We start from the raw sequence: 25485 nt of genomic DNA, 5'->3' as shown, positions 1-25485 counted from the left end.
CGCGGGAAGCCTCAGCGCGCGCCAAAGCGTGCTCGGCAGCCGCCGTTCACCCAGATGCTGTTGCCGTTGTAGCCCCAGTTGCGGCCTTCCACGCAGCGGGTATCGGAGACCTGCTGGACGATCACCGGGCGGCCCTGGCGGCGGTCCCAGTTGCAGGTGTTCAGTCGGTTGCTGTTGCTATGGCAATCAACGACGTAGTTGCCACCGCCCCAGCCGCCTTGTCCGTTCCCACCCCAGCCACCTTGGCCCTGGGTGAACTCCGCACGACAGCCGCCGCTGACCCAGACGCTGCCGTTGCTGCTGCCCCAGTTGCGGCCCTCGATGCAGCGGGTGTCCGATATCTGCCGTAGCAGGGTGGCGCGACGCCAGCCGGTGTTGCAGACCTGCTGGCGATTGTTGTTGCTGTCGCAGCGAACCACCCCGTTGTTGTTCCAGCCACCCTGGTTGTTGCCGTTGCCGCCGGCCCAGTTGCCGCGGGCTTCGGCAAACTCGGCGCGGCAGCCGCCGCTGACCCAGACGCTGCCATTGCTGCTGCCCCAGTTGCGGCCTTCGGTGCAACGCGTATCGGAGACCTGGCGCACCAGCACTGCGCGACGCCAACCGGTGTTGCACACCTGCTGCCGGTTCTTGTTGCTGTCGCAGCGAATGGTGCCGTTGTTGCCCCGGCCGCCCTGGCCGTTGTTTCCCCCCCAGCCGCCACGGCCTTCGGCAAACTCGGCGCGGCAGCCGCTGCTCACCCAGACCGCGCCGTTGCTGCTGCCCCAGCTGCGGCCTTCGATGCAGTCGCCACGGGACAGCTGGCGGACCATGACCGCGCTACGCCAGTTGGTCCGGCAGACGCGTTGACGTTGGTCCTGGCTTTCACAGCGGACGGTGGCGTTCTGTGAGCCCCCTTGCGGGTAACCCTGGGCCGCCGCAGGGGCAATGCTCGCAGCCAGCGGCAACAGCGCTCCCAGGCTGGCAATAAGGAAGGATCGGTACATGGCGGCGTCCCTGTTCAGGTTGGGTGGCGGAACTATAGGGGGAATCCCACTTAAGCCCGCGTGACTGAGCGGCGGATTTGCTCCAGCACCCGCTCAGCGCCAAAATACGGGGCTACCCGGCGCCGTTTCGTGCCGGGACCCCTGCGGAGCTTCCCATGCGTACCCATTTCTGCGGCCTGGTCGACGAGACCCTGATCGGCCAAACCGTGACCCTCGCCGGCTGGACCGACGTTGCCCGTAACCTTGGCGGCGTCTGCTTCATCGATCTGCGCGATCACGAAGGCATCGTCCAGGTCACCGTCGAGCCGGACAATGCCGACGTCTTCGCCGTGGCTGCCAGCCTTGGCTACGAGGATGTGCTGCAGGTGGAAGGCGTGGTGCGGGCGCGTCATGCGGTCAACGACAAGATCCGCAGCGGCAAGGTGGAAGTGATCGCCACCCGCATCACCGTGCTCAACAAGGCCGCGCCGCTGCCGTTCCACGCCCACGAGAACCCGGGCGAGGAAACCCGCCTGAAGTACCGTTACCTGGACCTGCGCCGTCCGGAAATGCAGCGCATGCAGCGCACCCGCATCAAGCTGGTGCAGGCGCTGCGCCGCCATCTGGACGAGCGTGGCTTCCAGGACATCGAGACCCCGATCCTGACCAAGGCCACCCCGGAAGGCGCTCGCGACTTCCTGGTGCCGGCACGCATGCACCCGGGCGAGTTCTACGCCCTGCCGCAGAGCCCGCAGCTGTTCAAGCAGATCCTGATGGTGGCCGGCTTCGACCGTTACTACCAGATCGCCCGCTGCTTCCGCGATGAAGCGCTGCGCGCTGACCGCCAGTTGGAGTTCACCCAGCTGGACATGGAGTTCGCCTTCGTCCGCGAGCGCGATATCCAGGATTTCGTCGAAAACATGATCCGCGCCATCTTCAAGGAAGTGGTGGACGTGGAGCTGGCCGCGCAGTTCCCGCGCATGACCTGGGCCGAGGCGATGCGTCGCTATGGCTCGGACAAGCCGGACCTGCGCATCGCGCTGGAGCTGGTGGACGTGGCCGAGCTGGTCAAGGCCAGCGAGTTCCCGGTGTTCACCGCCGCTGCCAATGACGCCGATGGTCGCGTTGCCGCGCTGCGCATCCCGGCCGGCGCCTCGCTCAGCCGCAAGCAGATCGACGAATATGCCGCCCATGCCGCCAAGTACGGCGCCAAGGGTCTGGCCTATATCAAGATCGCCGACAACGGCGATATCAGCTCGCCCATCCAGAAGTTCTTTGCCGAGGACGCATTTGCGGCACTGCTCAAGCAGGTTGGCGCCGGCAACGGCGACATCGTGTTCTTCGGTGCGGGTGCCTACAACAAGGTCTCCGACTTCATGGGCGCGCTGCGCCTGAAGGCCGGCAAGGACTTCGGCCTGGTGAGCGAGGGCTGGGCACCGCTGTGGGTTACCGACTTCCCGATGTTTGAATGGGACGAAGAAGAGCAGCGCTACGTCGCCCTGCATCACCCCTTCACCGCCCCGGCGGTGGACGATGTGGCCGAACTGCGCGCGCATGCCAAGACGGCGGTCTCGCGTGGTTACGACATGGTGCTCAACGGCAACGAGATCGGCGGCGGTTCCATCCGTATCCATCGCCCGGAAATGCAGAGCGCGGTGTTCGAGCTGCTCGGCATCGGTGCCGAAGAAGCCCGCGCCAAGTTCGGCTTCCTGCTGGATGCACTGAACTACGGCGCGCCGCCGCACGGTGGCATCGCCTTCGGTATCGACCGTATTGCCGCGCTGATGGCCGGCACCGAGTCCATCCGTGACGTGATCCCGTTCCCGAAGACCACCGGCGCGCAGTGCCTGATGACCGACGCGCCGTCGCCGATCGCCGACGCGCAGCTGGCTGAAGTGCACGTGCAGGTCAGGCCCAAGAGCCAGTAACCAGGGGGTAGGAACCAGGAACCAGTGAAAGCATGATGCTTGGCTGGTTTCTGGTTTTTCAGTCCAGAAGATTGCCTGGATGCCCAAGCTCGCCTCTACGTTGCTGGTTCCTCATCTCTGGTTCCTTGCCTTATGAACATCCGCCGAGCGACTTCTGCAGACGCCGAACTGCTGTGCACCCTGGCCGAACGCACCTTCGTGGAGACGTTCGGCCATCTGTATCCGCCCGAAGACCTTGCGGATTATCTCGCCAGCGCCTATCCGGTGGCGTTGCAGCGCCAGCAGCTGCAGTCCGGTGACTACGCGGCGTGGTTGCTGGAAGTGGATGGCCAGGCCGTTGGCTTTGCGTTTGCCGGCCCCTGTGGCCTGCCGCATGTGCAGGTGCAGGCGGGCGATGGTGAGTTGAAGCGCTTGTATGTGCTGCGCGCTCATCAAAGTGGCGGCCATGGCGGCCGCTTGTTTGCCGCCGCGCTGGATTGGTTGCAGACGCCAGGACGCACGTTGTGGATCGGTGTCTGGTCGGAAAATTTTGGCGCGCAGCGATTCTATGCCCGTCACGGTTTCGAGCAGGTCGGCGTCTATGAGTTCCCGGTCGGCAATACCCGCGACAAGGAATTCATCCTGCGCCGCCAGCAGGCCTGAGCCGCGCTGCGCCGCTCAGCGGCGCAGCTGGATTTCCTTGCCGTCATTGTTGCTGGACACCTGGTAGGCAGTGTGCAGCGCGTCCAGGAAACCTGGCGCATCGTTGCTGCGGAATACACCACTTACCTTCAGCTGCCGCAGTTCCGGGTCGGTGACGCGGATCGGTGTACCACCGTAGCGGTTGAACTCGGCCACCGCCTCGGCCAGGGTCATGTTCTCGAATACCAGTTGACCGTGCGTCCACGCCGGAGCGTCGGCCACGGCAAAGGTTTCCACCGTCATCGTGGTTTTGCGCAGTTGCGCGCGCTGGCCGGGCGTCAATTCGCCCACAACCGGTGCGTCGTTGCCGGGCTGGCGCAGCTGCACCTTGCCTTCAAACAAGGCCACCGACACCGTGCCGTCGTGCCGGTAAACCTCGAACTGCGTGCCCACCGCGCGCACGCTGCCGCTGTCGGTGTCCACGCTGAGTGGACGCTGCGGGTCCTTGGCCACGCGGAAGAAGGCCCGGCCCTGTTCCAGTGCGATACGGCGTTCCTGCCGGTTGTAGCTGACCTGCATGCGGCTGGCCGCATCCAGCTCCACCACGGTGCCATCGTCCAGGGTGATGCTGCGCTGCTGCCCGGGTTCGGTGGCGTACTGCTGCGGCGACGGCAGGGTCGGGCCGAGCAGCTTCCAGCCGATGGCGACGGTGGCCAGTGCGGCGGCGCTGGCGACCCACCAGCGCACGCGTTGGCCGCGCGGCCGAGAGCGCGGACTGGCCGCTGTCCTGCCGCTGTGCTGGGGGGGCGGCACTGCTGCGGGGGCTGCTGCCGCTGCGACCATTGGCATGCGCGCATCGACTTCCGCGCTGGCGGCAAAATCGCCCAGCATTGCCCATAGCTGCTGCAGCCTTTGGTAGGCGGCGCGATGCTCGGGGGCCGCCGCCAGCCATGCATCGGCCTGCTGCCTGTCATCACTGTTGGCATCGTCTGCGCGCAGCCGTGCGAACCATGCGGCGGCCTGTGCCTGGATGGGGTCCAGGTCGTCGTCCTGGTCGTCGTGCATCGGGTCCAGCATGTCGTCGTCTTTCATGGCAGTTCCAGGCGCGTGTTGAAGTGGAGCAGGGCGCGCATCATCTGTTTCTCCACGGCGCTGACGCTGATGCCCAGTTGCCCGGCAATCGCGCTGTAGGTCAGGCCTTCATAACGGTTCAGCAGGAATACCTGTTGGCAGCGTGGAGGGAGTTCGTCCAGGTGCCTGACAAAGGTACGCAGGCGCTCCCGGTCCTGGTACACCCGCTCGCCACTGACGGTTTCGGTGGGCCAGCCTTCGACATTCTCGTCCAGGGGTACATGCTGGCTGACATGGCGGGTACGGTCGCGGCGAAAACGATCGCGCAGCAGGTTGCCGGCAATCGTCATGAGGTAGGCCTCGATATTGGCTACCCGCCCGGCCTGGGGATCGCGCATCATGCGCACCAGGGTTTCCTGGGCCATGTCCTCGGCATCGTCGGGGGTGTTCAGGTGGTTCTTGAAGTAGCGCACCAAGCGCGGACGATACTGCTGTGCCAGGGTTATCGCGTCCCGGGGTCCTTCAGGTTCCTGGTGATTGGGGGGCGGCACAGTCATTTGTCTGCGAATTCGGGGTATGTGGCAGGGTCAGCTTGAGGCACAGCCCAGGGAAGTGCCAGATGAGGGATTTTCGCGTTCGTGCGTCACGGCAGGCGGCGGAAGGATAACCATGGCGGCAACGGACTTCAGTGTGTGTGCGATGGCGTGGGTACGGCCAGCATCGGCCTGCTTGCCTGTCCGCGTCCGTGTCGCTCGTCCCTTTTTCGCCGCGCTGCTGGCCGTTGCCGTGATCGCGGTGGTGGCTGCCTGGCCGGGTGCGCTGATGGCGCAGGCGCGGGAGCGGGTGCTGGATATTGCGCCGTCCCCCTTGGCCCAGAGTTTGAGCCGGTTGGCGCAGGCGATGGATATCCAGCTTCTCATTCCGCCGGAGCTGGTGCGCGGCAAGACGGCGCCGCGTTTGCAGGGGGAATTCACGACCGGCCAGGCGCTGCAGAAGGTACTTGCCGGTAGCGGCCTCAGTTACCGGCAGACAGCGGGGGGAGTCATTACGATCATTCCGCTGCCGGCCCCCGCGCGCAGGGCAACGGTGGCGCCGGGACAGACGGAAGCCCGGCTGCAGGCACCGCCAACGACGTCACTGGAATCGTTGCAGGTCACCGGCTCGCGCATTCGCCGCAGTGGGTTTGAAAGCGCGGCGCCACTGACGGTCATCAGCGCCGAGCAGATGGAGCGTGACGGCCATTTTTCGCTGGCCGACGCGCTGGCCATCAATGGCATGAGCGACTACGGCGCCGAGTCGCAAGGCGGAGGTGGTCGTTTCTCCGCGAATGCGCAGCCGTTGAACCTGCGCGGATTGGGGGCCGGCCGGGCCTTGATCCTGGTCGACGGCCGACGCGTGCCGGACTATCCCTTCCCGTCCAACGGACGCAGCAACTTCCAGAGCCTGGGCAGTATTCCGTTGGCCGGCGTGGACAGGGTGGAGGTGATGACCGGCGGGGCATCGGCGATCTATGGCGCCGATGCGATCGCGGGCGTGATCAACATCGTGCTCAAAAAGCCGCGTGATGGTCATCATGTGAAGCTGCGGACCGGCACCAGCACGCAAGGCGGCGCGGACCGCACCGACCTGCAATGGGCGTCAGGCTTCGGTGGCGCGGATTGGCGCGTGGAGTATTCCGTGCAGCTTGCGCAGCAACAGCTATTGCGCGGGCGTCAGCGTCAGCTGCAGTTCGCGGACCCCAACGGCGCCGACGCGCAACCGGATCTTGGCTTGGGATTGCAGGGGGAGGCTGGGGCGTTGCTGCCGTTGCCGGCAGGGGTCTGCGATCGCTGGGAGGGCGAGTTCGTCGACTGGAACTACCGCGCGGCGCCGAACGGGTTGCGCGGCACAGGCTGTGGCAGCTGGCGCAACGCGGGGTACGCCTCACTGGCGGATGGCGTGCGGGAGGTATCCGGACGCGTGCATGGCGAACGCGATCTGTCCGGCGGCATCCAGCTGTGGACGACCGTGCAGCTCTGGCATGCGCGCAGTGACATGGCGACGGCAGCTGAAACCATCACCGGCCCGCACAGTCCCCGTACCGGCAGGGTGGACCAGGTGCATGATCCCCGCTTGGGTACGATTTCGCCGCGACGGGTGCTCACCCCGGGGGAGATGGGCGGCTTGGCTGCGATGAATGATCGCTATGCCGAACGGATGGCCGATCTGGCCGGCGGGCTGCGCGGCTATCTTGGTAAAAGCCTGGAATGGGGTTTCACCGCAGGCCATTCCGACTATCAGGTGCAGCGCGACTTCCGGCGCTTGCTTGGGGCGCAGGTCAACGCGTTCTTCTACGAGCCTGCGCAGGGATACACCGATCATGGTGTTGTGATCCAGCCGCTCAATCTGGCGGACTGGTACCGCCCGATGACGGCAGCGGAATACCGCTCCTTGTCCACCACCGTGCATTTCCGTGCACGCAGCCAGGTGGACAGTGCCAGCTACGTGCTGTCCGGGGATGTCGCCGAGTTGGCAGCCGGCAAGCTGGGCGTGGCAATGGTGCTTGAAGCCAGTCGCCAGCGTTATGCGCTCCACAACCGACCCTCGGTCTTGCCGCTTCAATTGGACCTGTATGACCTGACCGGCAGCGTCGGTGCAGGCAGCCGCAAGCGGTATGCACTTGGCGGCGAGGCCCGCATTCCGCTGTTGCGTAACCTCAAGGCCAGCGTCGCCGGTCGCTTGGACAACTATGACGACAGCACCCCGATCAAGCTTGCGCCAACCTGGAACGCAGGTCTGGAATGGCGTCCGACAACGCGGCTGCTGCTGCGCGCCAGCCACGCCACCAGTTTCAAGGTGCCGGACATGCACTGGGTCTACACCGACGGCGGCGGCAGCTTCGGCACCGCAGTGGACGCGCTTGGCTGCATGCGTGCAGGTTCCAATCCGGATTGCAGTGCGTATTCCAGCGAGTTCCTGACCAGAACCTATCGAAACCCCACCCTGGGTGCCGAGTCCGGCGTATCCAGCACGGTGGGTTTGGTCTGGGACGTGGCCGAACCGTTGTCGATGAGCCTGGATTACTGGGACATCCGCAACAATCGCGGCATCGGCCGGATCTCGCCGGCATTGTTGTTGCGGGACGAGGCCGAGTGCACGACGGGCCTGCGCCTGGATGGCACGCCATCAACGGTGGACCCGCGCTCCTGGGCCTGCCGCATCGCCCGTGCGCGCATCGTGCGCAGCGGCGATGACGGTGAGGGTCACATCGTGATGGTGGAGTCCATGGCAGCCAATCAATCCCGCCAGCGCGTGCGAGGCATTGATGCCGTGGTCGACGCCCGCATCGACTCTGCGCTTGGGGAGTTCACGCTGCACGCCGCATGGTCGCGCACGCTGCATGCCCGTCGCTGGGTGCGAGCACCGGGTACCCTGCATGATCAATGGCGGCCGGCGCAGTGGCAGTCCGGCGAAAACCTTGCCTTTCGCAGCAACTTCAGCACCCGTTTGGGCTGGCAGGGCAACGCAGGCTGGTCGACCAACCTGTTCGGCATGCGCTACGGCAGCCTGCCCCGCGCCGATGGCAATGGGCGCTTGCATGCGCTGTTCCTGTGGAATGCATCCATCAGCAAGCGCATCAACGCGCAGGCGGCGGTGACATTGTTCGTCAACAACGTGCTTGATACGCCACCGCCGCATGACAGCAGCAATGCCGAATTTCCGTACTTCTACGACGAGGTGTACGGCGCCGTGGGACGACAGGTCGCGCTGCAGCTGGATTACAGCTTCGACTAAAGGCCGGTACGCCACTGGTTGTGGTCCACTGTCGCAATGGTCAACACTGCCGGCATGCACCCGCACCACGCCTCGCGCCCCCGCGTCCTGATCCTGCATGGCATCTGGAACACCCGCTCCTGGTTGCTGCCGCTGGCCTGGCGGCTGCGCAGCCAGGGCTTTGTGGTGGATACCTTTGGTTATCCCAGTGTATTTGGCGGCCCCGAAGTGGCGGTGCCGCAACTGCTGCAGCGCCTGCAGGGGCGGGGACCGGTGTCGCTGGTCGGGCATAGCCTCGGTGGTCTGGTGGCACTTGAAGCGCTGCGCCAGTCGCCGCAGCTGGAGGTGCCGCGGGTGGTCTGCCTGGGCTCGCCGCTACGCGGCAGTGGCACCGCCCGGGTAATGGCCGAACACGGTTGGGCACTGGCGCTGGGGCGTAGCGGTGGCCTGCTTCAGCACGGTTTGCCGGAGTGGCAGGGGCAGGCCGAGGTGGGGCTGATCGCCGGTTCGGTGGCGCATGGGCTGGGCGCCCTGGTGGGTGCGCTGGAGGGTGATTCCGACGGCACGGTGGGGCTGGCCGAGACCCGTTTGCCGGGCTTGGCCGACCACTGCGTGGTCCCGGTCAGCCATAGCGGGCTGGTGTTGTCGCCGCAGGTGGCCCGTTTGACCGCCGGGTTTCTGCGCCAGGGGCGCTTTCCGGACCTGCAGGCCAGTCCAGCCTCGTGACAGGGACTGGCGGGGGATCAGGTAGAATTACCGCCCTGTTCCTGACAGATGTACGGTATTCCCATGGGTCGAGGTCCTTCCATCGAAGGTCGCAAAAACGCGAATGACGCGAAGCGCGGCAAGATTTTCACCAAGATCATCCGTGAGATCAGCGTTGCTGCTCGCGGTGGTGGAGGCGACCCAAACAACAACCCGCGTCTGCGCGTGGCCATGGACAAGGGCCTGAGCGCCAACATGACCAAGGACGTCATCGAGCGCGCCATCAAGAAGGCCACCGGTGAGCTGGAAGGCGTGGAGTACGAAGAGATCCGTTACGAGGGCTATGCCCCGGGCGGTATCGCGGTGATCGTGGACTGCCTGACCGACAACCGCGTGCGCACCGTGGCCGACGTGCGTCATGCCTTCAGCAAGTGCGGCGGCAACATGGGCACCGAAGGTTCGGTGGCTTTCATGTTCAAGCGCCTGGGCGTGTTGAGTTTCGCCCCCGGTGCGGATGAGGAAACCATCACCGAAGCGGCGATCGAGGCCGGTGCCGACGACATCGTGGTCTATCCGGAAGACGGTGCCATCGACGTGATCACCGCGCCGGATACCTTCCAGTCGGTGAAGGACGCGATGGAGGCTGCCAAGCTGGTCGCCGACCATGCCGAGATCACCTTCCGCGCCGACAACGACGTTGCCGTCGATGCCGATACCGCGGTGCAGGTGAAGAAGCTGCTCGACATGCTCGAGGACCTGGACGACGTGCAGGACGTGTATTCCAACGTCGACCAGGCCAGCCTGGAGCGGGCCTGACGGCCCGCCCGGTCCCACCGGGTGAGACGGCGCGCAGTCATGCTGGGCGCCGTTTTTTACTGGTAGGCCAGACATGACCCGCATCCTTGGCATCGACCCCGGCTCGCAACGCACCGGGGTGGGCATCATCGACATCGACGCCAACGGCCGAGCCCGCCACGTCCATCATTGCCCGTTGGTATTGCTGGGCGCTGCCGATTTCCCGCAGCGGCTGAAGGTGTTGGCGCAGGGGCTACACGCGCTGATCGAAGAGTTCCAGCCACACGAAGTGGCGATCGAGAAGGTGTTCATGGCCAAGAACGCCGATTCGGCGTTGAAGCTTGGCCAAGCCCGCGGCGCCGCGCTGTGTGCGGTGGTACTGCGTGATCTGCCGGTCAGCGAGTATGCCGCGACCGAGATCAAGCTGGCGGTCGTTGGCCGCGGTGGTGCGGAAAAGCAGCAGGTACAGCATATGGTTGGGCTGATGCTCAACCTGCAGGGCAAATTGCAGGCCGACGCCGCCGATGCGCTGGCGGTGGCCATCACCCACGCGCATGTGCGCGCCACCGCCAACCGGCTGGGCGTGGACGTGCGTCAGGCTTGGAGCCGGAAATGATTATTGAAGCGGGGATTGGGGATTCGGGATTGGGGATGAGTTCCTGCAGTCCGGGCTTGGCCCTGCGCGGGGCGGCATCTGCGCAAGCGAGGCTGCTCCACGAATCCCAAATCCCGAATCCCGGATTCCCCGCCCAGGGGGCAAACCCATGATCGGTCGACTGCGCGGCATTCTTGCCTACAAGGCCCCGCCGTGGCTGGTGATCGACGTCAATGGCGTCGGTTACGAGCTGGAGGCGCCGATGAGCACCTTCTATGACCTGCCCGACGTGGGCCGCGAGGTGATCCTGTTCACCCACTACGCGCAGAAGGAAGACAGCGTGTCGCTGTATGGCTTCCTGCGCGAGGGCGAGCGGCGCCTGTTCCGCGACGTGCAGAAGGTGTCTGGCATTGGCGCCAAGATCGCGCTGGCGGTGCTGTCCGGGGTCAGCGTGGACGAGTTCGCACGGATGATCCAGGCCGGCGATGTCACCGCGCTGACCCGTATCCCGGGTATAGGCAAGAAGACCGCCGAACGCATGGTGGTGGAACTGCGCGACCGCGCAGCCAATTTCACCGGTGGCGGTGCGCCCATTGCCGGCCAGCTGGGCACCGATGCGGTGTCCGAGGCGACAGTGGCGTTGCAGCAACTGGGTTATAAGCCGGCAGAGGCTGCCAAGATGGCGCGTGATGCCGGTGCCGAGGGCGACGATGTCGCCACGGTGATCCGCAAAGCACTGCAATCGGCGCTGCGTTGACACTCCCTTACGGCCACATGACGGCAACCTGAGAACGCCATGTCCCACGCTTCCCCTACGTCTGAATCCCACGGGCACAACCACGGCCAAGGTGCCGCCGGTGGCCTTGCCCTTGTTGTCGGTGCCATCGGCGTCGTTTTCGGCGACATCGGCACCAGCCCGCTGTACACCCTGAAGGAGGCGTTTTCGCCGCACTACGGGCTCAACAGCGACCATGACACGGTGCTGGGCGTGTTGTCGCTGGCGTTCTGGGCCTTGAACATGGTGGTCACGCTCAAGTACGTGACCATGATCATGCGCGCCGACAATGACGGCGAGGGCGGCATCATGGCCTTGATGGCGCTGGCCCAGCGCACCCTGCGCAATGGGTCGCGCTCGGCCTATGTGGTGGGCATCCTGGGCATCTTCGGCGCCTCGCTGTTTTTCGGCGATGGCGTGATTACCCCGGCCATCTCGGTATTGGGTGCGGTCGAGGGCCTGGAGGTGGCAGCGCCTGGCCTGGGCCATTTCGTGGTGCCGATCACCCTGGTGGTGCTGGCGGCGGTGTTCGCCGCGCAGCGTTTCGGTACCGAGAAGGTCGGCAAGGTGTTCGGGCCAGTGATGAGCATCTGGTTCCTGTCGCTGGCGGCGATCGGTATCTGGAACGTGATTGCCGCGCCGGAAGTGCTCAAGGCCTTCAATCCGTGGTGGGCCGCGCGCTTTTTCATGGAGCACGGCTGGCATGGGGTGTTCATCCTGGGCGCGGTAGTGCTGGCCGTCACCGGTGGCGAAGCGCTGTATGCGGACATGGGCCATTTCGGTGCGCCGCCGATCCGCCATGCCTGGTATTTCTTCGTGCTGCCGTGCCTGGTGCTGAACTACCTGGGGCAGGGCGCATTGGTGCTGCAGCGTCCTGACGCGGTGGCCAACCCGTTCTTCGAGGCGGTGCCGGGCTGGGCGCTGATCCCGATGATCATCCTGGCAACCATGGCAGCGGTGATCGCCAGCCAGTCGGTGATCACCGGTGCGTTCTCCGTGTCGCGCCAGGCCATGCAGCTGGGCTACATCCCGCGCATGCGCATCCTGCATACCTCCCACGACACCATCGGCCAGATCTACATCCCGGGCATCAACTGGGGCCTGGCGGTGATGGTGTTCGGGCTGGTGCTGGCCTTCCGCAGCTCCAGCAACCTGGCTGTGGCCTACGGTATCTCCGTGTCGGGCACGATGCTGATCGACACCTTGCTGCTGGCACTGGTGGCCCGGGTGCTGTGGCCGCGTGCCCGGCACTGGATCATCGCGTTGTGCGTGGTGTTCCTGGTGATCGACCTGGGCTTCGTGATTGCCAATGGCGCCAAGCTGCTGCAGGGCGCATGGTTCCCGCTGGCGCTGGGCCTGATCCTGTTCACCATGATGCGTACCTGGCGTCGTGGTCGTGAGCTCCTGCGCGACGAAATCCGCAAGGACGGCATCCGCCTGGACAGCTTCCTGCCCGGCCTGATGCTGGCGCCGCCGGTGCGGGTGCCGGGCACGGCGGTGTTCCTGACCGCCGACCCCACGGTCGTGCCGCACGCCTTGATGCACAACCTCAAGCACAACAAGGTGCTGCACGAACGCAACGTGTTCCTGCACGTGGAAACCCTGCCGATCCCGTACGCGGCCGATGGCGAGCGCCTGCGCATCGACTCGGTAGGCGATGAGTTCTATCGGGTCTACGTGCGCTATGGCTTCATGGAGACGCCGGATATTCCGCTGGCCTTGATGCGGTCCTGCGACCGTGGCGGCATCTATTTCGATCCGATGGACACCACGTTCTTCGCCAGCCGCGAGACCATCGTGGCCAGCGCCAACCGCGGCATGCCCATCTGGCGCGACAAGCTGTTCGCCTTCATGCATCGAAACGCGGCGCCGGCGACCGGCTTCTTCAGGATTCCGGGCAACCGGCTGGTCGAGCTCGGGGCGCAGGTTGAAATTTGAAGGCCAGGAACGTAGTGATCAGCAACCAGCAACGTAGTGGCTGCTCGTTGTTGCTGTTTCTGGTTTCTCGTTCCTATTCACTCGTTTCTGGACGTACCATAGTCCGATGACTGACGACCGCATCATCGGCGCTGGCGCCACCCGCGAGGACGACGCCGCCGACGCCAGCATCCGCCCCCGCAGCTTGGCCGATTATCTCGGCCAAGCGCCGGTGCGCGAGCAGATGGACATCTATATCCAGGCCGCCAAGTCACGCCGCGAGGCGCTGGACCACGTACTGATCTTCGGCCCGCCCGGCCTGGGCAAGACCACGCTCAGCCACGTCATCGCCAATGAGTTGGGGGTGGCGCTGCGCGTTACCTCGGGCCCGGTGATCGAGAAGGCCGGTGACCTGGCCGCGCTGCTGACCAATCTGCAGCCGCATGACGTGTTGTTTATCGACGAAATCCATCGCCTCTCGCCCGTGGTCGAGGAAGTGTTGTACCCGGCGATGGAAGATTTCCAGATCGACATCATGATCGGCGACGGCCCGGCTGCACGTTCGATCAAACTCGACCTGCCACCGTTCACCCTGATTGGCGCCACCACCCGCGCCGGCCTGCTGACCGCGCCGCTGCGCGACCGTTTCGGCATCGTGCAGCGTCTGGAGTTCTACTCGGCCGAGGAACTGACGCGGATCGTGCGGCGTTCGGCCGGGATCCTCGGCATCGATTGCAGTGCCGAAGGCGCAGGCGAGATCGCGCGGCGTTCGCGCGGCACCCCGCGTATCGCCAACCGGTTGCTGCGGCGCGTGCGCGATTACGCGCAGGTCAAGGCGGCCGGACATATCGACCAGGCCGTGGCGCAGGCCGCGATGCAGATGCTCAAGGTCGACCCGGAAGGCTTCGATGAGCTGGATCGGCGCATGCTGCGCACCCTGGTGGAGTATTTCGATGGCGGCCCGGTCGGCGTCGAGTCGATGGCCGCGGCCCTGTCCGAGGAACGCGGCACGCTGGAGGACGTGGTTGAGCCCTTCCTGATCCAGCAGGGCTTCCTGGTACGCACGGCCCGCGGGCGCATGGCCACCAGCAAGGCATATCGCCACCTGGGTCTCAAGCCCAAGGCCGCGCCAGCACCGGTGGACCTGTTTGCGGAGCAGCGCGATGACGATTGAGGGCCGGTTCAGTTGGCCGACACGCATTTACTGGGAAGATACCGACGCTGGCGGGGTGGTCTACCACGCACGCTATGTGGCTTTCATGGAAAGGGCGCGTACCGAATGGATGCGAGCCCTTGGCTATGGGCAGGAATCCATGCGCTGTGGCGACGGGCAGGTGTTCGTGGTCCGTGCAATGAACCTGGATTTCCTGAAGCCGGCCAAGCTGGACGATGCGCTGTCCACGACGGTGGAACTGCTGCAATGTCGGCGGGCCAGCCTGCTGATGGCGCAGACGGTCGAGCGCGATGGCGAGGTGTTGGCCGCGGCGCAAGTGCGCCTGGCCGCCGTAGGTGCCCGCGATTTCCGTCCGCAAGCGATAGATGACACGCTGTACGCAACGCTAAAACCCCTTCAAACACAAACCGCTTAAGCAATACTGAGGAAGATCGGATGATCGCTTTGCTTCTGGCCCTGCAGGCCACCGTCACCGAGGCCCTGCCGGCCGATGTCAGCGCCGCAGCTGCGCAGACCGTGGCCCAGGCCAGCCACGGCGGTGGCATCAATTATCTTGACCTGATGATCAAGGCCAGTATCCCGGTCAAGCTGATCGTGCTGCTGTTGCTGGCCGGTTCCTTCATCAGCTGGGTGATCATTTTCCGCAAGGCGCGCGTGTTCAAGGCTGCCGACCGCGAAGCCAGCGATTTCGAGAACCGCTTCTGGTCCGGTGCCGACCTGGGCAAGTTGTATGCCTCGGCCACCGATCGCAACCGCCAGGTTGACGGTCTTGAAGCCATCTTCGAATCCGGCTTCCGCGAGTACACCCGCCTGCAGGGGCGCCGCGCCTTCGACGGTCGCACCCAGCTGGAAGGCGCCCAGCGCGCCATGCGCACCACCTACGCCCGCGAGGTCGACGGCCTGGAGCGCAACCTGGAACTGCTGGCCAACATTGGCTCCACCGCCCCGTACGTGGGCCTGGTGGGTACCGTGTTCGGCATCATGGTGACCATGCACGACATGATCAGCAGCGGTGAGCAGGCCGGTATCGCCTCGGTGGCCCCGGGTATTTCCGAAGCATTGTTCGCCACCGCCATCGGCCTGTTCGTGGCGATCCCGGCGGTGTGGGCCTACAACCGCTTCACCACCCGCGTCGAGCGGCTGTCGGTGCGCTATGAAACCTTCGCCGAAGAGTTCAGCTCCATCCTGCAGCGCCAGAGCGGCGGCGAAGAGTAAGTGCGCCAGCGCCTTCCTCTGACCGCAGGAGCCCAACCATGACTGCCGCAATTCCCCGTCGCAAGCGTCGCAAGCTCAAGTCCGAGATCAACGTCGTGCCGTACATCGACGTGATGCTGGTGCTGCTGATCATCTTCATGGTGACTGCGCCGCTGCTGACCCTCAGTTTTGAAGTCGACCTGCCCAGCTCCACCGCCAAGGCGCTGGAAAGCAAGCAGGACCCCATCATTGTCTCGGTGCGGGCGGATGGCCAGATGAGCCTGAAGCTGCCCGAAGCCAAGGAGCCGCAGGCCATGGACGCCGGCACGCTGCAGGCGCAGTTGGGCGCGTTGGCGTCGCAGAACAAGGAGCTGCGCGTGATCGTGGCTGCCGACAAGAGCGTGGCCTATGAAAAGGTCATGGATGCGATGGACGTGATCAAGGCTGCGAAGATCGAAAAGGTGGGTCTGGCGACCGATGCACGCTGACGCACTGCCACCGCCGCACGACAACCGCAACGAGTGGGGCCAGCCGGTCGTACTGGCCCTGCTGGTGCACCTGCTGGTAGCGGCGATCTTCATTCTTGCCTGGTTGTGGTCGCCCTCGCGTAATACCGAGGCCGCCGCCGGCGATCCTGCGCTCGAGGCCAACATGCAGTTGTCCGCCGCCGAAGCATCGGCGGCGCGGCAGGCCCTGCGCGAATCGGAAAAGCTGGCCGACCTGCCCGAGCCGGTGCCGGAAGTCGAGGAGCAGCCGCCCGAGCCTGTGCCTGAGGACACCGTGCCGCCGCCGCAGCCCATCCCCGAGCCCAAGCCGCAGGATGCGCCCACGCCGCAGCAGCACAACGCCCAGGAACGGATTGCCCAGCCCGATACCGTCGACCAGGAGCGGGTCAGCGCCTTGGCCATTTCCCAGGAAAAGGCCAAGCAGGAACAGGAGGCGAAGCGCCGCCAGGAGCAAATCGACCTGACCGAGCGCAAGCGCGTGGAAGAGGCCGAGCAGAAGCTGCGCCTGGCCAAGCAACAGGAAGAAGCCGACCGGCAGAAGAGGATCGCCGACCAGCAGCGCCAGGCTACCGAAACCCGGGCAGAGCAGGAGCGCCAGCAGAAGATTGCCGAGATCCGCCGCAAGCGTGAGCAGGCCGAGCGCGAAGCCAAGCTGGCCGAGCAGCGCCTGCGCCAGGTGGCTGATGCCCGCGCCCGCGCGCAGGCAGCTTCGTCCAGCAGCGCAAGTTCCGGCCCGGCGACGCCGTCGCCGGGGCAGGGCGGTACCAGCAATGACCTGACTGCCAAGTACGCCGCGGCCATCCAGCAGGCCGTGGCTGCCCAGTGGAACCGGCCGGACAATATTCCCAATGGCACGCGCTGCCGGATCCTGATCAAGCAGCTACCGGGCGGCGAGGTGATGAGTGCGGAGGTGCAATCTGGTTGCGCCATGGACGCGGCAGCGCGCGATTCGATCGAGCGTGCTGTGCTGAAGGCGCAGCCACTGCCCTTCCGTGGCTACGAAACGGTGTTTCGGCGCGAGCTGATGTTTACATTCACCGCCCAGAACTGAGCAATAGTTGTTCCGGGCATCCGGTTGGTTTCATTGGAAATTTATTATTTGGTGTGGTGGCTGGCAGATTTCACATGACTTTCGTTCACGATTGCGAAAATGTTCATCTGCGTGCTGCTATCCCTCTTTTATATTCACTCGTACTGCTGAGCGCCTCATGAAGAATCTGTCACGCTGGCTGGTCGCCCTTACCGTTTTGCTGCTGCCCTTCGCGGCTGCGGCACAGCAGGGGGCTTTGGAAATCGAAATCACCCGTGGCAACGCATCGGCCACTCCGATCACCGTTGTGCCCATGCCTTATCAAGGTGCTTCGGCGCCGAATACCGACGTGGCCGCCGTGGTCCGTGCCGATCTGGACCGTTCCGGCCAGTTCCGCAGCCTGCCCGAAGCGCAGATCGTCGAGCGCCCGACCCGTGGCAGTGAGGTGCAGTACCCCACCTGGCGTGCCTTGAAGCAGGACTACCTGGTGGTTGGCCGTGTGCTGGACGCCGGTGCCGGCGCCTACCGCGTGGAGTACGAGCTGATGGACGTGGCCAAGGGCGAGCGCATGCTCGGCCTGGCGATGACCGCCCGTGCCAACGCCATGCGCGACGTGGCCCACCAGATGGCCGATGCCATCTACGAGAAGATCACCGGTGTGCGGGGTGCCTTCTGGACCCGCATTGCCTACATCACCGCCAGCGGCAGCGGCGCCAACATGCGCTATGCGCTGATGGTGGCCGATTCCGATGGCTACAACCCGCAGACCATCGTGCGTTCGGCCGAGCCGCTGTTGTCGCCGAGCTGGAGCCCGGACGGTCGCAAGCTGGCCTACGTCAGCTTCGAGCGTGGCAACTCCTCGATCTATGTGCAGGACATCGCCACCGGCGGCCGCGAACTGCTGACCAGCTTCCGTGGCATCAACAGCGCGCCGGCGTTCTCGCCGGACGGCCGTCGCCTGGCGCTGGCGCTGTCGCGCAGCGGTAACCCGGAAATCTACGTGATGGACCTGGGCAGCAAGCAGTTGACCCAGCTGACCAACCACTTCGGCATCGACACCGAACCGACCTGGGCAGCCGATGGCAGCTCGGTCTACTTCACCTCAGACCGTGGCGGTCGCCCGCAGATCTACCAGGTCTCGGCCAGCGGTGGCAGTGCCAGCCGCGTGACCTTCCAGGGCAACTACAACGCCAAGGCCAGTGTGTCCTATGATGGCAAGAAGGTTGCCGTCGCCCAGGGCGCCGGCAGCAGCTACAAGATCGCAATGATGGACAGCAGCCTGGGCGCCCCGCGCTGGAGCACGCTGTCGCCGGGCTCGCTGGACGAATCGCCCAGTTTTGCCCCGAATGCGAGCATGGTGCTGTACGCCGCCCGCGAAGGCGGGCGTGGTGTGCTGTACGAAGTGTCTGCTGATGGCCGCGTGCGCCAGCGTCTGGTGCTTGCTGATGGTGATGTCCGGGAACCCGCGTGGGGCCCATACCGCACCGCGCGTTGATAAAATGTTAATATCCCACTCGCATTAAAACCCAACATTGGCCCAGGAGCCTTTAGGTATAGCCATGAACAAGTCCACTCGTGTTTTGCTCGTTTCGCTGCTGTCCGTAGCCGCGCTGGCTGGCTGCTCGAAGAAGGTCAAGGAACAGCCGGCCCAGCCGCCGGTTGATACCGGTTCGACCACTCAGCCGACCGGTCCGTCCACCTCTGGCCTGTACGGCCCGGGCGATCTGGACACCGACGCTTGCCTGCGCCAGCGCGTTGTCTACTTCGATCTGGATCAGGACAGCGTCAAGCCGGAGTTCCAGGCCATCATGGCTTGCCACGCCAAGTACCTGCGTGACCGTCCGTCCTCGCGCATCACCCTGCAGGGCAACACCGACGAACGCGGCAGCCGCGCTTACAACCAGGCCCTGGGCGAGCGTCGTGGCAATGGCGTGAACTCGGCGCTGCAGGCCAACGGTGGCTCGGCTTCGCAGCTTACCGTCGTTTCCTACGGTGAAGAGCGTCCGGTGTGCACCGATTCGAACGAGTCCTGCTGGTCGCAGAACCGTCGCGTCGAAATCGTCTACACCGCGCAGTAATCGATGCGTATCAGCATCAAATTGATGCTCGCGGTCGCGGCAGCCCTTGGGGCTGCCGCACCCGCGTATGCACAGCGGCAAAGCCTGGCGGACCGTGTCGGCGCGCTTGAAGCGCAGGCCAACAATTCGCAGGCCAATACCGACATGCTCAACCAGCTGCAGGCCCTGCGTAATGAAATGCAGTCCCTGCAAGGCACGATCGAACAGCTCCAGCACGAAAACGAGCAGCTCAAGCAGCGCAATCGTGATCAGTACCTGGATCTGGATGGTCGTCTGAACCGCCTTGAAGGTGGCGCAGGTGCCCCCGCTGGTGACAGCGCTCCTGTCCTGCCGACAGCCGCTGCGACGCCTCCGCCCGCAGCGGCAACCAGCAACGAGCGTGCGCCCACCGTGCGTGGCGATGCCGGCAGCCTGGCATCTGCAGGTGACGAGCGTGCGGCCTACAACGTGGCGTTCGACGCGTTGAAGGCGGGCAACTATGCCGATTCGGCACAGCTGTTCCAGAGTTTCCTCGAGCTTTACCCGAATGCGGCGTACACCCCCAATGCCCTGTATTGGCTGGGCGAGAGCTTTTACGCCACGCGCAATTTCAAGATGGCCGAGGCGCAGTTCAGCGACCTTGTGGCCCGTTACCCCACCCATGACAAGGCAGCCGGCGGTTTGTTGAAGCTCGGCCTGTCGCAGTTTGGCGAAGGCAATGCCGCGCAGGCGCAGCAGACCCTGGAGCAGGTGGTTTCCCGTTTCCCCGGCAGTGATGCGGCCCGTACCGCCCAGGATCGTTTGCAGTCGATCCGGCTCGGCCAGCAGCTGCGTTGATATAGCACCGCACGCGCCAGGCGCGGAGCGGTGGAATGCCCATGAACGCTCCCAGCGCCGCTGTCCCCAGCGAGATCGTACAGTCGCCCTTGCCGCGATTGAAGATCACTGAAATTTTCCTGTCCCTGCAAGGCGAAGCGGATACCGCCGGCTGGCCGACCGTGTTCGTGCGCCTGACCGGTTGCCCGCTGCGCTGCCAGTATTGCGATACCGAGTACGCCTTCCATGGCGGCACGTGGTGGGACATCGACGCAATCGTCGACGAAGTGCTGAAGCAGGGCGTGCGCCATGTCTGCGTGACCGGCGGTGAACCGCTGGCGCAGAAGCGCTGCCTGGTCCTGCTGCAGAAGCTGTGCGATGCCGGCCTGGACGTGTCACTGGAAACCTCCGGCGCTTTGGATATCGCGGCGGTCGACCCGCGCGTATCGCGCGTGGTGGACCTGAAGACCCCCGACTCCCGCGAAATGCCACGCAACCGGTTGGAGAACATCCCGTTGCTGACCGCGCGCGACCAGCTCAAGTTCGTTATCTGCAGCCGCGGTGACTACGACTGGGCCAAGCAGATGCTGGCCGAGCATGACCTGGCGGCGCGCTGCATGGTGTTGTTCTCGCCCAGCAAGTCGCAGGTCAGCCCGCGCGAGCTGGCCGACTGGATCGTCGCTGACCGCTTGCCGGTGCGCTTCCAGATGCAGCTGCACAAATTGCTGTGGGATGACGCGCCGGGCTATTGAAGCCCGCGCTGCCCCACACAGTCAGCCCGGCGCGGGACAGCGTGCTGGCATTGTTTCCCCTACCGGATCTCCCAATGAAGAAGAAAGCAGTTGTGCTTCTGTCCGGCGGCATGGACTCTGCCGCCGTCGTCGCCATGGCCCAGGAACAGGGTTTCGACGTGTACGCCATGAGCGTGCGTTATGGCCAACGCCACACCTCCGAGCTGGAGGCGGCCAAGCGGGTCGCCAGCGCTCTGGCCGTGGCCGGGCACAAAGTTGTGGATGTGGACCTGCGCAGCATCGGCGGCTCGGCGTTGACCGATGACATCGACGTGCCAGAGGCGGGCGGCGCCGGCATCCCGGTTACCTACGTGCCGGCGCGCAACACCATCATGCTGTCGCTGGCCTTGGGTTGGGCCGAGGTGCTGGGCGCCAATGACATCTTCTGTGGCGTCAACGCAGTGGACTATTCCGGCTACCCGGATTGCCGTCCCGAATTCATCGCTGCCTTCCAGGCGCTGGCCAACCTGGCCACCAAGGCGGGTGTAGAAGGAGCCGGCATCCGCGTGCATGCACCGCTGCAGTACCTGAGCAAGGCGCAGATTGCTGCCGAGGGACAGCGCCTGGGTGTGGATTTCGGCTTGACCGTGTCCTGCTACCAGGCCGACCTGGACGGCAACGCATGCGGCCATTGCGATGCCTGCCGGCTGCGTGTCGACGGCTTTGCCGCCGCCGGCATGGCCGACCCCACGCATTACGCCTGAATTCCGATTTTGCGATTGTTGGGGTAGAATACGCGCCCCGGCTGCGGCCGGGTCTTTGTTTGGGCCGTTAGCTCAGTCGGTAGAGCAGAAGACTTTTAATCTTTTGGTCGAAGGTTCGAATCCTTCACGGCCCACCAATACTGCAAAGGCTCCGGAGCGATCCGGGGCCTTTTTTATTGGCTGCACCCGCATGGGGAAGGGCGCGTAGTGTCGATGCCCCGCGCTGGGCGAGCAGCGGGTACAGTTGGCAGCAGCTGGCTGGGGTCCTACCATTGCGCCGGAGGGTTCTGGCGCGGTTGGCTGGACGAACACAGGCGGCTGCGCCGGGGGGCAGGATTGAGCAGGCAACAGATCACCCAACTCCTGCATCGCTGGCAAGATGGCGATCTGCAGGCGCGTGAGCACCTGTTCGAAGCCATGTATTCGGATCTGATGCAGATCGCCCGCAACCGCCTGTCGCAGCAGACCAACGGTACGTTGCAGCCGGCTGCATTGGTCAACGAATCCTTGATGCGGTTGCTCGGCAGTGACGCCGAATACCGGGACCGCACCCATTTTGTCGCCATCGCCGCATTGAAGATGCGTTCGGTGCTTGTCGATCACCTGCGCGCGCGCAGTGCCGACAAGCGGGGGGGCGGTGCCGAGCAGTTGACCTTGTCACATGCCGAGGCCATGCAGGACGGCGCCGACATTGGCTACGACGTGCTGGCGCTGCATCAAGCGCTCAATCAACTGGCGGAAATGGAGCCGCGTGCGGCGAGCACCATCGAATTGACCTATTTCGGTGGCATGAACCGCGACGAGATCGCGTTGGTGCTGGGGATTTCAGCCCCGACTGTCGACCGTGACCTGCGCTTCGCGCGGGCATGGTTGAATCGTCAGCTGCGCTGACGCGGACACGCCTGATGGGCAGCGACGATTGGCGGCAACTGCGCGACCTGTTCGATGCCGTCTGCGAGCTGCCGCGCGAGCAATGGCAACAGGCGCTGGACGAGCGCTGCGATGACCCGGCGATACGCGAGGAAGTGCTGCAGCTGTTGCGTTCGCAGACGGCGGGATTGAGCCGCGTCAGCAATCGCCTGGATACCGCGCTGGCGCGGGCGCTGGCGCCCGAGTTCGGCTTGGGTGACCGGTTGGGGCCGTGGCGGCTGACCGAGCGCATCGCGCAGGGCGGCATGGGCACGGTGTTCAAGGCCGAGCGCGCTGATGGTGTGTACCAGCGCACGGTTGCGATCAAGTTGCTGCATGGCATGCCCGGCGCCAGTGAAGTGGAGCGCCTTGGCGTGGAGCGTCAGGTGCTCGCCGGCCTGCAACTACCCAACGTGGCCCGCCTGTACGACGGTGGTACCACGCCCGATGGGCATCCCTATCTGGTGATGGAATACATCGACGGCGTGCCGTTGGACAGCTGGTGCGCAGACCACGAGATGGGGCTGGACCGTCGACTGCAGTTGTTCCTGGATATCTGCGCGATCGTGCAGTCGGCCCACGAACAGTTGGTGTTGCATTGCGACCTCAAGCCGCGCAACGTGCTGGTGCTGCCGAACGGACAACCTGTCCTGCTGGATTTCGGATTGGCACGCCTGCTCAACGAAAGCCGCGAAAAGCAGGATGCAGGCTATTGCACGCCGGCCTATGCCAGTCCGGAGCTGATCCATGGCCAGCCGGTGGTGGCCGCCAGCGATGTCTACAGCTTGGGCGTGATGCTGGTTGAGCTGTTGACCACGCGAGGCTGCGTGCGTGAGACCCAGGACGTGACAACGCCGGTGCAGGTGCCTAGTGTGCAGGCGCCAGCCGCCTTGCCATGGCGTCGACGGCTGCACGGTGATCTGGATGCCATTGCGCAACGCGCCTGCGCGCTGGATGTGAGCGAGCGCTATCGTTCGGTAGAGGCGTTGATTGCCGAGCTGAAACGTTACCTGCACCACCAGCCGGTGCTGGCGCGCGAAGGCGGTCGTCTCTACTACCTCGGCAAGGGACTGCAACGTCATTGGCAGGGCGTCGCCGCCGTGAGTGGGGTGATGTTGCTGCTGCTGGTGTTCGTCACTGGCCTGCTGCAGAACCGGCGCCAAGCCCAGGAAGAGGCGGCGATCGCGCGCCAGATCAGCAACTTCATGGTGGGTATGTTCGAGACGGCTGACCCCTTCCTGCGGACCGAACGGGGCCAGGAAGACCTGAGTTCGCGCCAGTTGCTCGACAAGGCCGCCCTGCAGGTGGAGCGCGACTTGCGCGACGCGCCGGTGGAGCTGGCAAGAATGCAGATGGTGCTGGGCACGGCGTACCAGAATTCCGGCGTAGCGCTGCAGGCCGAACAGTTGCTGCAACGTGCCTACGAAGGCTTCATGCAACCGGGCGTTGATCGGCCTGCGGACGCGGCGGCAGCGTTGGCCAGCCTGTCGCGCTTGAAGACCAACGAAGGCAATGGTGCCTTGGGCGAAGCCTTGGCCGAGCGTGGCCTCGGCCTGTTGGGGCGCCGGCCTGCGGCTGACGTGGAGGTGGGCCTGCTCACCGCAAAAGCCTTGGCGTTGACCAATCAGCAGCACTTCGACGCGGCCGAGGCGGCGTATTTGTCGGCGCAGGCGAAGCTGGCCGAACTGCCGGTTACCGATGGCGGTGCCGTGTCGCATGAGCTCGGCTACAACCAAGGGCTGATGTATCTGCGGTGGGGCCGTCATGCCGCGGCCGAGCAGGCGTTCCGCAAGGTGCTGGAGGGCCTGCATGGGCGCAGGACGAGCATGGCGCTGGCGGCGGAAATGCGCCTGGCGCAAGTGTTCCGCGAGCAAGGCAACTATGCGCAGGCGTTGCCGTTGCTGTTGACGGGGATGAAGCATGTGCAGGAGTTGTATGGCAGTGACAACAGCTTCGTCCTGGTCCAGCACGATGCCCTGGCCGATCTTTACGTGGACATGGGCAACTACCCGGCAGCCGAAGCCGAGTTCGTTGCACGCATGGCGCTCAGCGAAGCAATCGAAGGCGAGGATTCGGTTGGTTATTCGATGGGCTTGTTCAACTACGCGGCCCTGCATGAACTGCGCGGCGATCAGGACAATGCCGCGCGCATGTACCAGCAGGCACTGGATATACGCCGCCGCAAGCTGGGTGCCGAAGCGCCGGCGACGCTGCGTGCGGAGGCGGGAATGGGGCGGATGCTCATGCGCGCTGGGCGCATGGAAGAAGCCGGTACGTTGCTGTTGCACGCCGAGCGCGGGCTGAGTGCGACCTTGCCTGATGATGCCCCGGGGCTGCAGGAAGCGCGGCTGTATCGCAGCAGCTGGCATACCCGGCAGAACGAGCTGAGCCAGGCGCAGTCGTTGCTGGACCGACTGCATGACCAGGTGGGCCCGATGATGCAGGCGGCGTGGCTGGCTGCAAGCGCCGATCTGGAAGAGCGGCGCGGGTTCCCGAACAAGGCCCTGCCGCTGCGACAGCAAGTGGTGGGGCGGGCGTTTGCCCTGCATGGCGACGACCATCTGGAAACCGCCAATGCGCGTGTGGCCCTGGCTGAAACGCTGTTGCAACTTGCCCAGCCACAGGCGGCGCTGGCTGAGCTCGCCAAGGCAGCGCCGGTGATACAGCGCGTACAGGTGGCAGGAGCACCGGATGTGCGCAGGGTGGAGGGCCTGGAGCTGTTGGCGCGCACGTCGCGGGCGCACTGACAGGGAGGGCGGCTTCAGCCCTGTTCGCGGACGATCTCTACCAGGCGCTCGCCGTAGCGGCCTAGCTTGCTGCCGCCGATGCCGCCGACGCGACCCAGTGCATCGATGCTGGTCGGGCGCTGCTCGGCGATGTTGCGCAGGGTGCTGTCATGGAAGATGACGAAAGCCGGCACGTTCTGCTCACGGGCCAGCTCTGCGCGCAGCCCGCGCAGGGCATTGAACAGAGCCAGATCCTCCGCCTGCACCGGAAGCCCGGTGCGTGGCCCGCCGCGTTCGCGCTCACGGCTGGCCGGGCTTTCCCGGCGCATCATCATCTGCCGGCGACCTTTGAGCACGTCGCGGCTGGCATCGGTCAGGCGCAGCCCGCCGTGGGACTCGGGGTCCACTTCCAGCAGGCTGGCGGCCACCAGCTGGCGGAACACGCTGCGCCAGGTG

At 65.1% G+C, this 25485-nt stretch carries 24 protein-coding genes and 1 tRNA gene; 21 read left to right on the top strand and 4 right to left on the bottom strand.

Features of this window, described 5'->3' with window-relative positions:
• Nucleotides 1–11 precede the first annotated feature (11 nt).
• Nucleotides 12–983, bottom strand: coding sequence for a DUF3011 domain-containing protein (locus RT460_RS15400; RefSeq protein WP_313319944.1), 972 nt, complete (start codon nucleotides 981–983; stop codon nucleotides 12–14).
• A gap of 155 nt (nucleotides 984–1138) precedes the next feature.
• On the opposite strand from RT460_RS15400, the gene aspS reads away from it, so the two are divergent.
• A complete protein-coding gene (aspS, locus tag RT460_RS15395) occupies nucleotides 1139–2890 on the top strand; it encodes an aspartate--tRNA ligase (RefSeq protein ID WP_313319942.1) in 1752 nt (583 codons plus the stop codon).
• Nucleotides 2891–3022: 132 nt separating this feature from the next.
• Nucleotides 3023–3532: a GNAT family N-acetyltransferase gene (locus RT460_RS15390; protein WP_313319940.1), complete on the top strand. Its 510-nt coding sequence runs from the start codon at nucleotides 3023–3025 to the stop codon at nucleotides 3530–3532.
• Nucleotides 3533–3547: 15 nt separating this feature from the next.
• Here RT460_RS15390 and RT460_RS15385 read toward each other — a convergent pair whose 3' ends face one another.
• Together RT460_RS15385 and RT460_RS15380 are read right to left on the bottom strand one after the other, a co-directional pair.
• Nucleotides 3548–4603, bottom strand: a complete 1056-nt coding sequence (locus tag RT460_RS15385; protein WP_313319938.1) for a FecR domain-containing protein — start codon at nucleotides 4601–4603, stop codon at nucleotides 3548–3550.
• Nucleotides 4600–5139, bottom strand: a complete 540-nt coding sequence (locus RT460_RS15380) for an RNA polymerase sigma factor (protein WP_313319936.1) — start codon at nucleotides 5137–5139, stop codon at nucleotides 4600–4602. Before RT460_RS15380 ends, RT460_RS15385 begins: the two co-directional genes overlap by 4 nt.
• A gap of 172 nt (nucleotides 5140–5311) precedes the next feature.
• On the opposite strand from RT460_RS15380, the gene RT460_RS15375 reads away from it, so the two are divergent.
• The 19 genes from RT460_RS15375 to RT460_RS15285 all read left to right on the top strand — a co-directional run bounded on the left by RT460_RS15375 (nucleotide 5312) and on the right by RT460_RS15285 (nucleotide 25050).
• Nucleotides 5312–8356, top strand: a complete 3045-nt coding sequence (locus tag RT460_RS15375; RefSeq protein WP_313319934.1) for a TonB-dependent receptor — start codon at nucleotides 5312–5314, stop codon at nucleotides 8354–8356.
• A gap of 36 nt (nucleotides 8357–8392) precedes the next feature.
• Complete coding sequence (locus RT460_RS15370; RefSeq protein WP_313319932.1) at nucleotides 8393–9061, top strand: alpha/beta fold hydrolase; 669 nt, start codon at nucleotides 8393–8395, stop codon at nucleotides 9059–9061.
• A gap of 63 nt (nucleotides 9062–9124) precedes the next feature.
• Complete coding sequence (locus tag RT460_RS15365; RefSeq protein WP_313319930.1) at nucleotides 9125–9856, top strand: YebC/PmpR family DNA-binding transcriptional regulator; 732 nt, start codon at nucleotides 9125–9127, stop codon at nucleotides 9854–9856.
• Between the two features lie 73 nt (nucleotides 9857–9929).
• Nucleotides 9930–10451 carry a crossover junction endodeoxyribonuclease RuvC gene (gene ruvC, locus RT460_RS15360; protein WP_313319928.1) on the top strand — a complete coding sequence of 174 codons (522 nt, stop codon included), beginning with the start codon at nucleotides 9930–9932 and terminating at the stop codon, nucleotides 10449–10451.
• Between the two features lie 148 nt (nucleotides 10452–10599).
• Nucleotides 10600–11187 (top strand): Holliday junction branch migration protein RuvA, encoded by a 588-nt coding sequence (gene ruvA / locus RT460_RS15355; RefSeq protein ID WP_313319926.1) that lies wholly within the window; start codon nucleotides 10600–10602, stop codon nucleotides 11185–11187.
• Nucleotides 11188–11226: 39 nt separating this feature from the next.
• Nucleotides 11227–13143: a potassium transporter Kup gene (locus tag RT460_RS15350; protein WP_313319924.1), complete on the top strand. Its 1917-nt coding sequence runs from the start codon at nucleotides 11227–11229 to the stop codon at nucleotides 13141–13143.
• Between the two features lie 106 nt (nucleotides 13144–13249).
• Nucleotides 13250–14296: a Holliday junction branch migration DNA helicase RuvB gene (gene ruvB / locus RT460_RS15345; protein ID WP_313319923.1), complete on the top strand. Its 1047-nt coding sequence runs from the start codon at nucleotides 13250–13252 to the stop codon at nucleotides 14294–14296.
• On the top strand, nucleotides 14286–14711 hold the full coding sequence (ybgC, locus tag RT460_RS15340) for a tol-pal system-associated acyl-CoA thioesterase (protein WP_313319921.1): 426 nt from the start codon (nucleotides 14286–14288) through the stop codon (nucleotides 14709–14711). The genes ruvB and ybgC overlap by 11 nt, the downstream gene beginning before the upstream one ends.
• A gap of 20 nt (nucleotides 14712–14731) precedes the next feature.
• Nucleotides 14732–15511: a protein TolQ gene (tolQ, locus tag RT460_RS15335; protein ID WP_313319919.1), complete on the top strand. Its 780-nt coding sequence runs from the start codon at nucleotides 14732–14734 to the stop codon at nucleotides 15509–15511.
• Nucleotides 15512–15549: 38 nt separating this feature from the next.
• Nucleotides 15550–15978, top strand: coding sequence for a protein TolR (gene tolR / locus RT460_RS15330; RefSeq protein WP_313319917.1), 429 nt, complete (start codon nucleotides 15550–15552; stop codon nucleotides 15976–15978).
• Nucleotides 15968–17047: a cell envelope integrity protein TolA gene (gene tolA / locus RT460_RS15325; RefSeq protein WP_313319915.1), complete on the top strand. Its 1080-nt coding sequence runs from the start codon at nucleotides 15968–15970 to the stop codon at nucleotides 17045–17047. Before tolR ends, tolA begins: the two co-directional genes overlap by 11 nt.
• A 157-nt stretch (nucleotides 17048–17204) precedes the next feature.
• A complete protein-coding gene (gene tolB, locus RT460_RS15320) occupies nucleotides 17205–18521 on the top strand; it encodes a Tol-Pal system beta propeller repeat protein TolB (RefSeq protein ID WP_313319913.1) in 1317 nt (438 codons plus the stop codon).
• Between the two features lie 64 nt (nucleotides 18522–18585).
• Nucleotides 18586–19104, top strand: a complete 519-nt coding sequence (gene pal, locus RT460_RS15315; RefSeq protein ID WP_282269147.1) for a peptidoglycan-associated lipoprotein Pal — start codon at nucleotides 18586–18588, stop codon at nucleotides 19102–19104.
• A gap of 3 nt (nucleotides 19105–19107) precedes the next feature.
• Nucleotides 19108–19920 (top strand): tol-pal system protein YbgF, encoded by an 813-nt coding sequence (gene ybgF, locus RT460_RS15310; RefSeq protein ID WP_313319910.1) that lies wholly within the window; start codon nucleotides 19108–19110, stop codon nucleotides 19918–19920.
• Nucleotides 19921–19961: 41 nt separating this feature from the next.
• Entirely contained in the window at nucleotides 19962–20651 is a 690-nt protein-coding gene (gene queE, locus RT460_RS15305; protein WP_313319908.1) for a 7-carboxy-7-deazaguanine synthase QueE, read from the top strand.
• Nucleotides 20652–20725: 74 nt separating this feature from the next.
• A complete protein-coding gene (gene queC / locus RT460_RS15300; RefSeq protein WP_313319906.1) occupies nucleotides 20726–21394 on the top strand; it encodes a 7-cyano-7-deazaguanine synthase QueC in 669 nt (222 codons plus the stop codon).
• A 61-nt stretch (nucleotides 21395–21455) separates the two neighbouring features.
• Nucleotides 21456–21531 (top strand) — tRNA-Lys (locus tag RT460_RS15295).
• 199 nt (nucleotides 21532–21730) lie between these two features.
• A complete protein-coding gene (locus RT460_RS15290; RefSeq protein WP_313319904.1) occupies nucleotides 21731–22285 on the top strand; it encodes an ECF-type sigma factor in 555 nt (184 codons plus the stop codon).
• Nucleotides 22286–22299: 14 nt separating this feature from the next.
• Complete coding sequence (locus RT460_RS15285) at nucleotides 22300–25050, top strand: serine/threonine-protein kinase (RefSeq protein ID WP_313319902.1); 2751 nt, start codon at nucleotides 22300–22302, stop codon at nucleotides 25048–25050.
• Between the two features lie 14 nt (nucleotides 25051–25064).
• On the opposite strand, the gene RT460_RS15280 is transcribed toward RT460_RS15285, so the two are convergent.
• The coding region (locus RT460_RS15280; protein WP_313319900.1) for an HRDC domain-containing protein at nucleotides 25065–25485 on the bottom strand (421 nt) is incomplete at its 5' end.

Origin of the sequence: Stenotrophomonas sp., assembly GCF_032061965.1 — a bacterium.
GTDB lineage: Bacteria > Pseudomonadota > Gammaproteobacteria > Xanthomonadales > Xanthomonadaceae > Stenotrophomonas.
Note: the sequence above shows the minus strand (reverse complement) of the source record. Positions and strands in the feature narration are given on the sequence as shown.

What these genes read in the sequence shown, in the direction of transcription:
- RT460_RS15400 (WP_313319944.1), bottom strand. Translation starts at nt 983, where the DNA reads ATGTACCGATCCTTCCTTATTGCCAGCCTGGGAGCGCTGTTGCCGCTG.
- pal (WP_282269147.1), top strand. Translation starts at nt 18,586, where the DNA reads ATGAACAAGTCCACTCGTGTTTTGCTCGTTTCGCTGCTGTCCGTAGCC.
- ybgC (WP_313319921.1), top strand. Translation starts at nt 14,286, where the DNA reads ATGACGATTGAGGGCCGGTTCAGTTGGCCGACACGCATTTACTGGGAA.
- aspS (WP_313319942.1), top strand. Translation starts at nt 1,139, where the DNA reads ATGCGTACCCATTTCTGCGGCCTGGTCGACGAGACCCTGATCGGCCAA.
- ybgF (WP_313319910.1), top strand. Translation starts at nt 19,108, where the DNA reads ATGCGTATCAGCATCAAATTGATGCTCGCGGTCGCGGCAGCCCTTGGG.
- queE (WP_313319908.1), top strand. Translation starts at nt 19,962, where the DNA reads ATGAACGCTCCCAGCGCCGCTGTCCCCAGCGAGATCGTACAGTCGCCC.
- RT460_RS15390 (WP_313319940.1), top strand. Translation starts at nt 3,023, where the DNA reads ATGAACATCCGCCGAGCGACTTCTGCAGACGCCGAACTGCTGTGCACC.
- RT460_RS15385 (WP_313319938.1), bottom strand. Translation starts at nt 4,603, where the DNA reads ATGAAAGACGACGACATGCTGGACCCGATGCACGACGACCAGGACGAC.
- RT460_RS15370 (WP_313319932.1), top strand. Translation starts at nt 8,393, where the DNA reads ATGGTCAACACTGCCGGCATGCACCCGCACCACGCCTCGCGCCCCCGC.
- RT460_RS15285 (WP_313319902.1), top strand. Translation starts at nt 22,300, where the DNA reads ATGGGCAGCGACGATTGGCGGCAACTGCGCGACCTGTTCGATGCCGTC.
- tolA (WP_313319915.1), top strand. Translation starts at nt 15,968, where the DNA reads ATGCACGCTGACGCACTGCCACCGCCGCACGACAACCGCAACGAGTGG.
- tolQ (WP_313319919.1), top strand. Translation starts at nt 14,732, where the DNA reads ATGATCGCTTTGCTTCTGGCCCTGCAGGCCACCGTCACCGAGGCCCTG.
- RT460_RS15380 (WP_313319936.1), bottom strand. Translation starts at nt 5,139, where the DNA reads ATGACTGTGCCGCCCCCCAATCACCAGGAACCTGAAGGACCCCGGGAC.
- ruvB (WP_313319923.1), top strand. Translation starts at nt 13,250, where the DNA reads ATGACTGACGACCGCATCATCGGCGCTGGCGCCACCCGCGAGGACGAC.
- queC (WP_313319906.1), top strand. Translation starts at nt 20,726, where the DNA reads ATGAAGAAGAAAGCAGTTGTGCTTCTGTCCGGCGGCATGGACTCTGCC.
- tolB (WP_313319913.1), top strand. Translation starts at nt 17,205, where the DNA reads ATGAAGAATCTGTCACGCTGGCTGGTCGCCCTTACCGTTTTGCTGCTG.
- RT460_RS15350 (WP_313319924.1), top strand. Translation starts at nt 11,227, where the DNA reads ATGTCCCACGCTTCCCCTACGTCTGAATCCCACGGGCACAACCACGGC.
- RT460_RS15365 (WP_313319930.1), top strand. Translation starts at nt 9,125, where the DNA reads ATGGGTCGAGGTCCTTCCATCGAAGGTCGCAAAAACGCGAATGACGCG.
- ruvC (WP_313319928.1), top strand. Translation starts at nt 9,930, where the DNA reads ATGACCCGCATCCTTGGCATCGACCCCGGCTCGCAACGCACCGGGGTG.
- ruvA (WP_313319926.1), top strand. Translation starts at nt 10,600, where the DNA reads ATGATCGGTCGACTGCGCGGCATTCTTGCCTACAAGGCCCCGCCGTGG.
- tolR (WP_313319917.1), top strand. Translation starts at nt 15,550, where the DNA reads ATGACTGCCGCAATTCCCCGTCGCAAGCGTCGCAAGCTCAAGTCCGAG.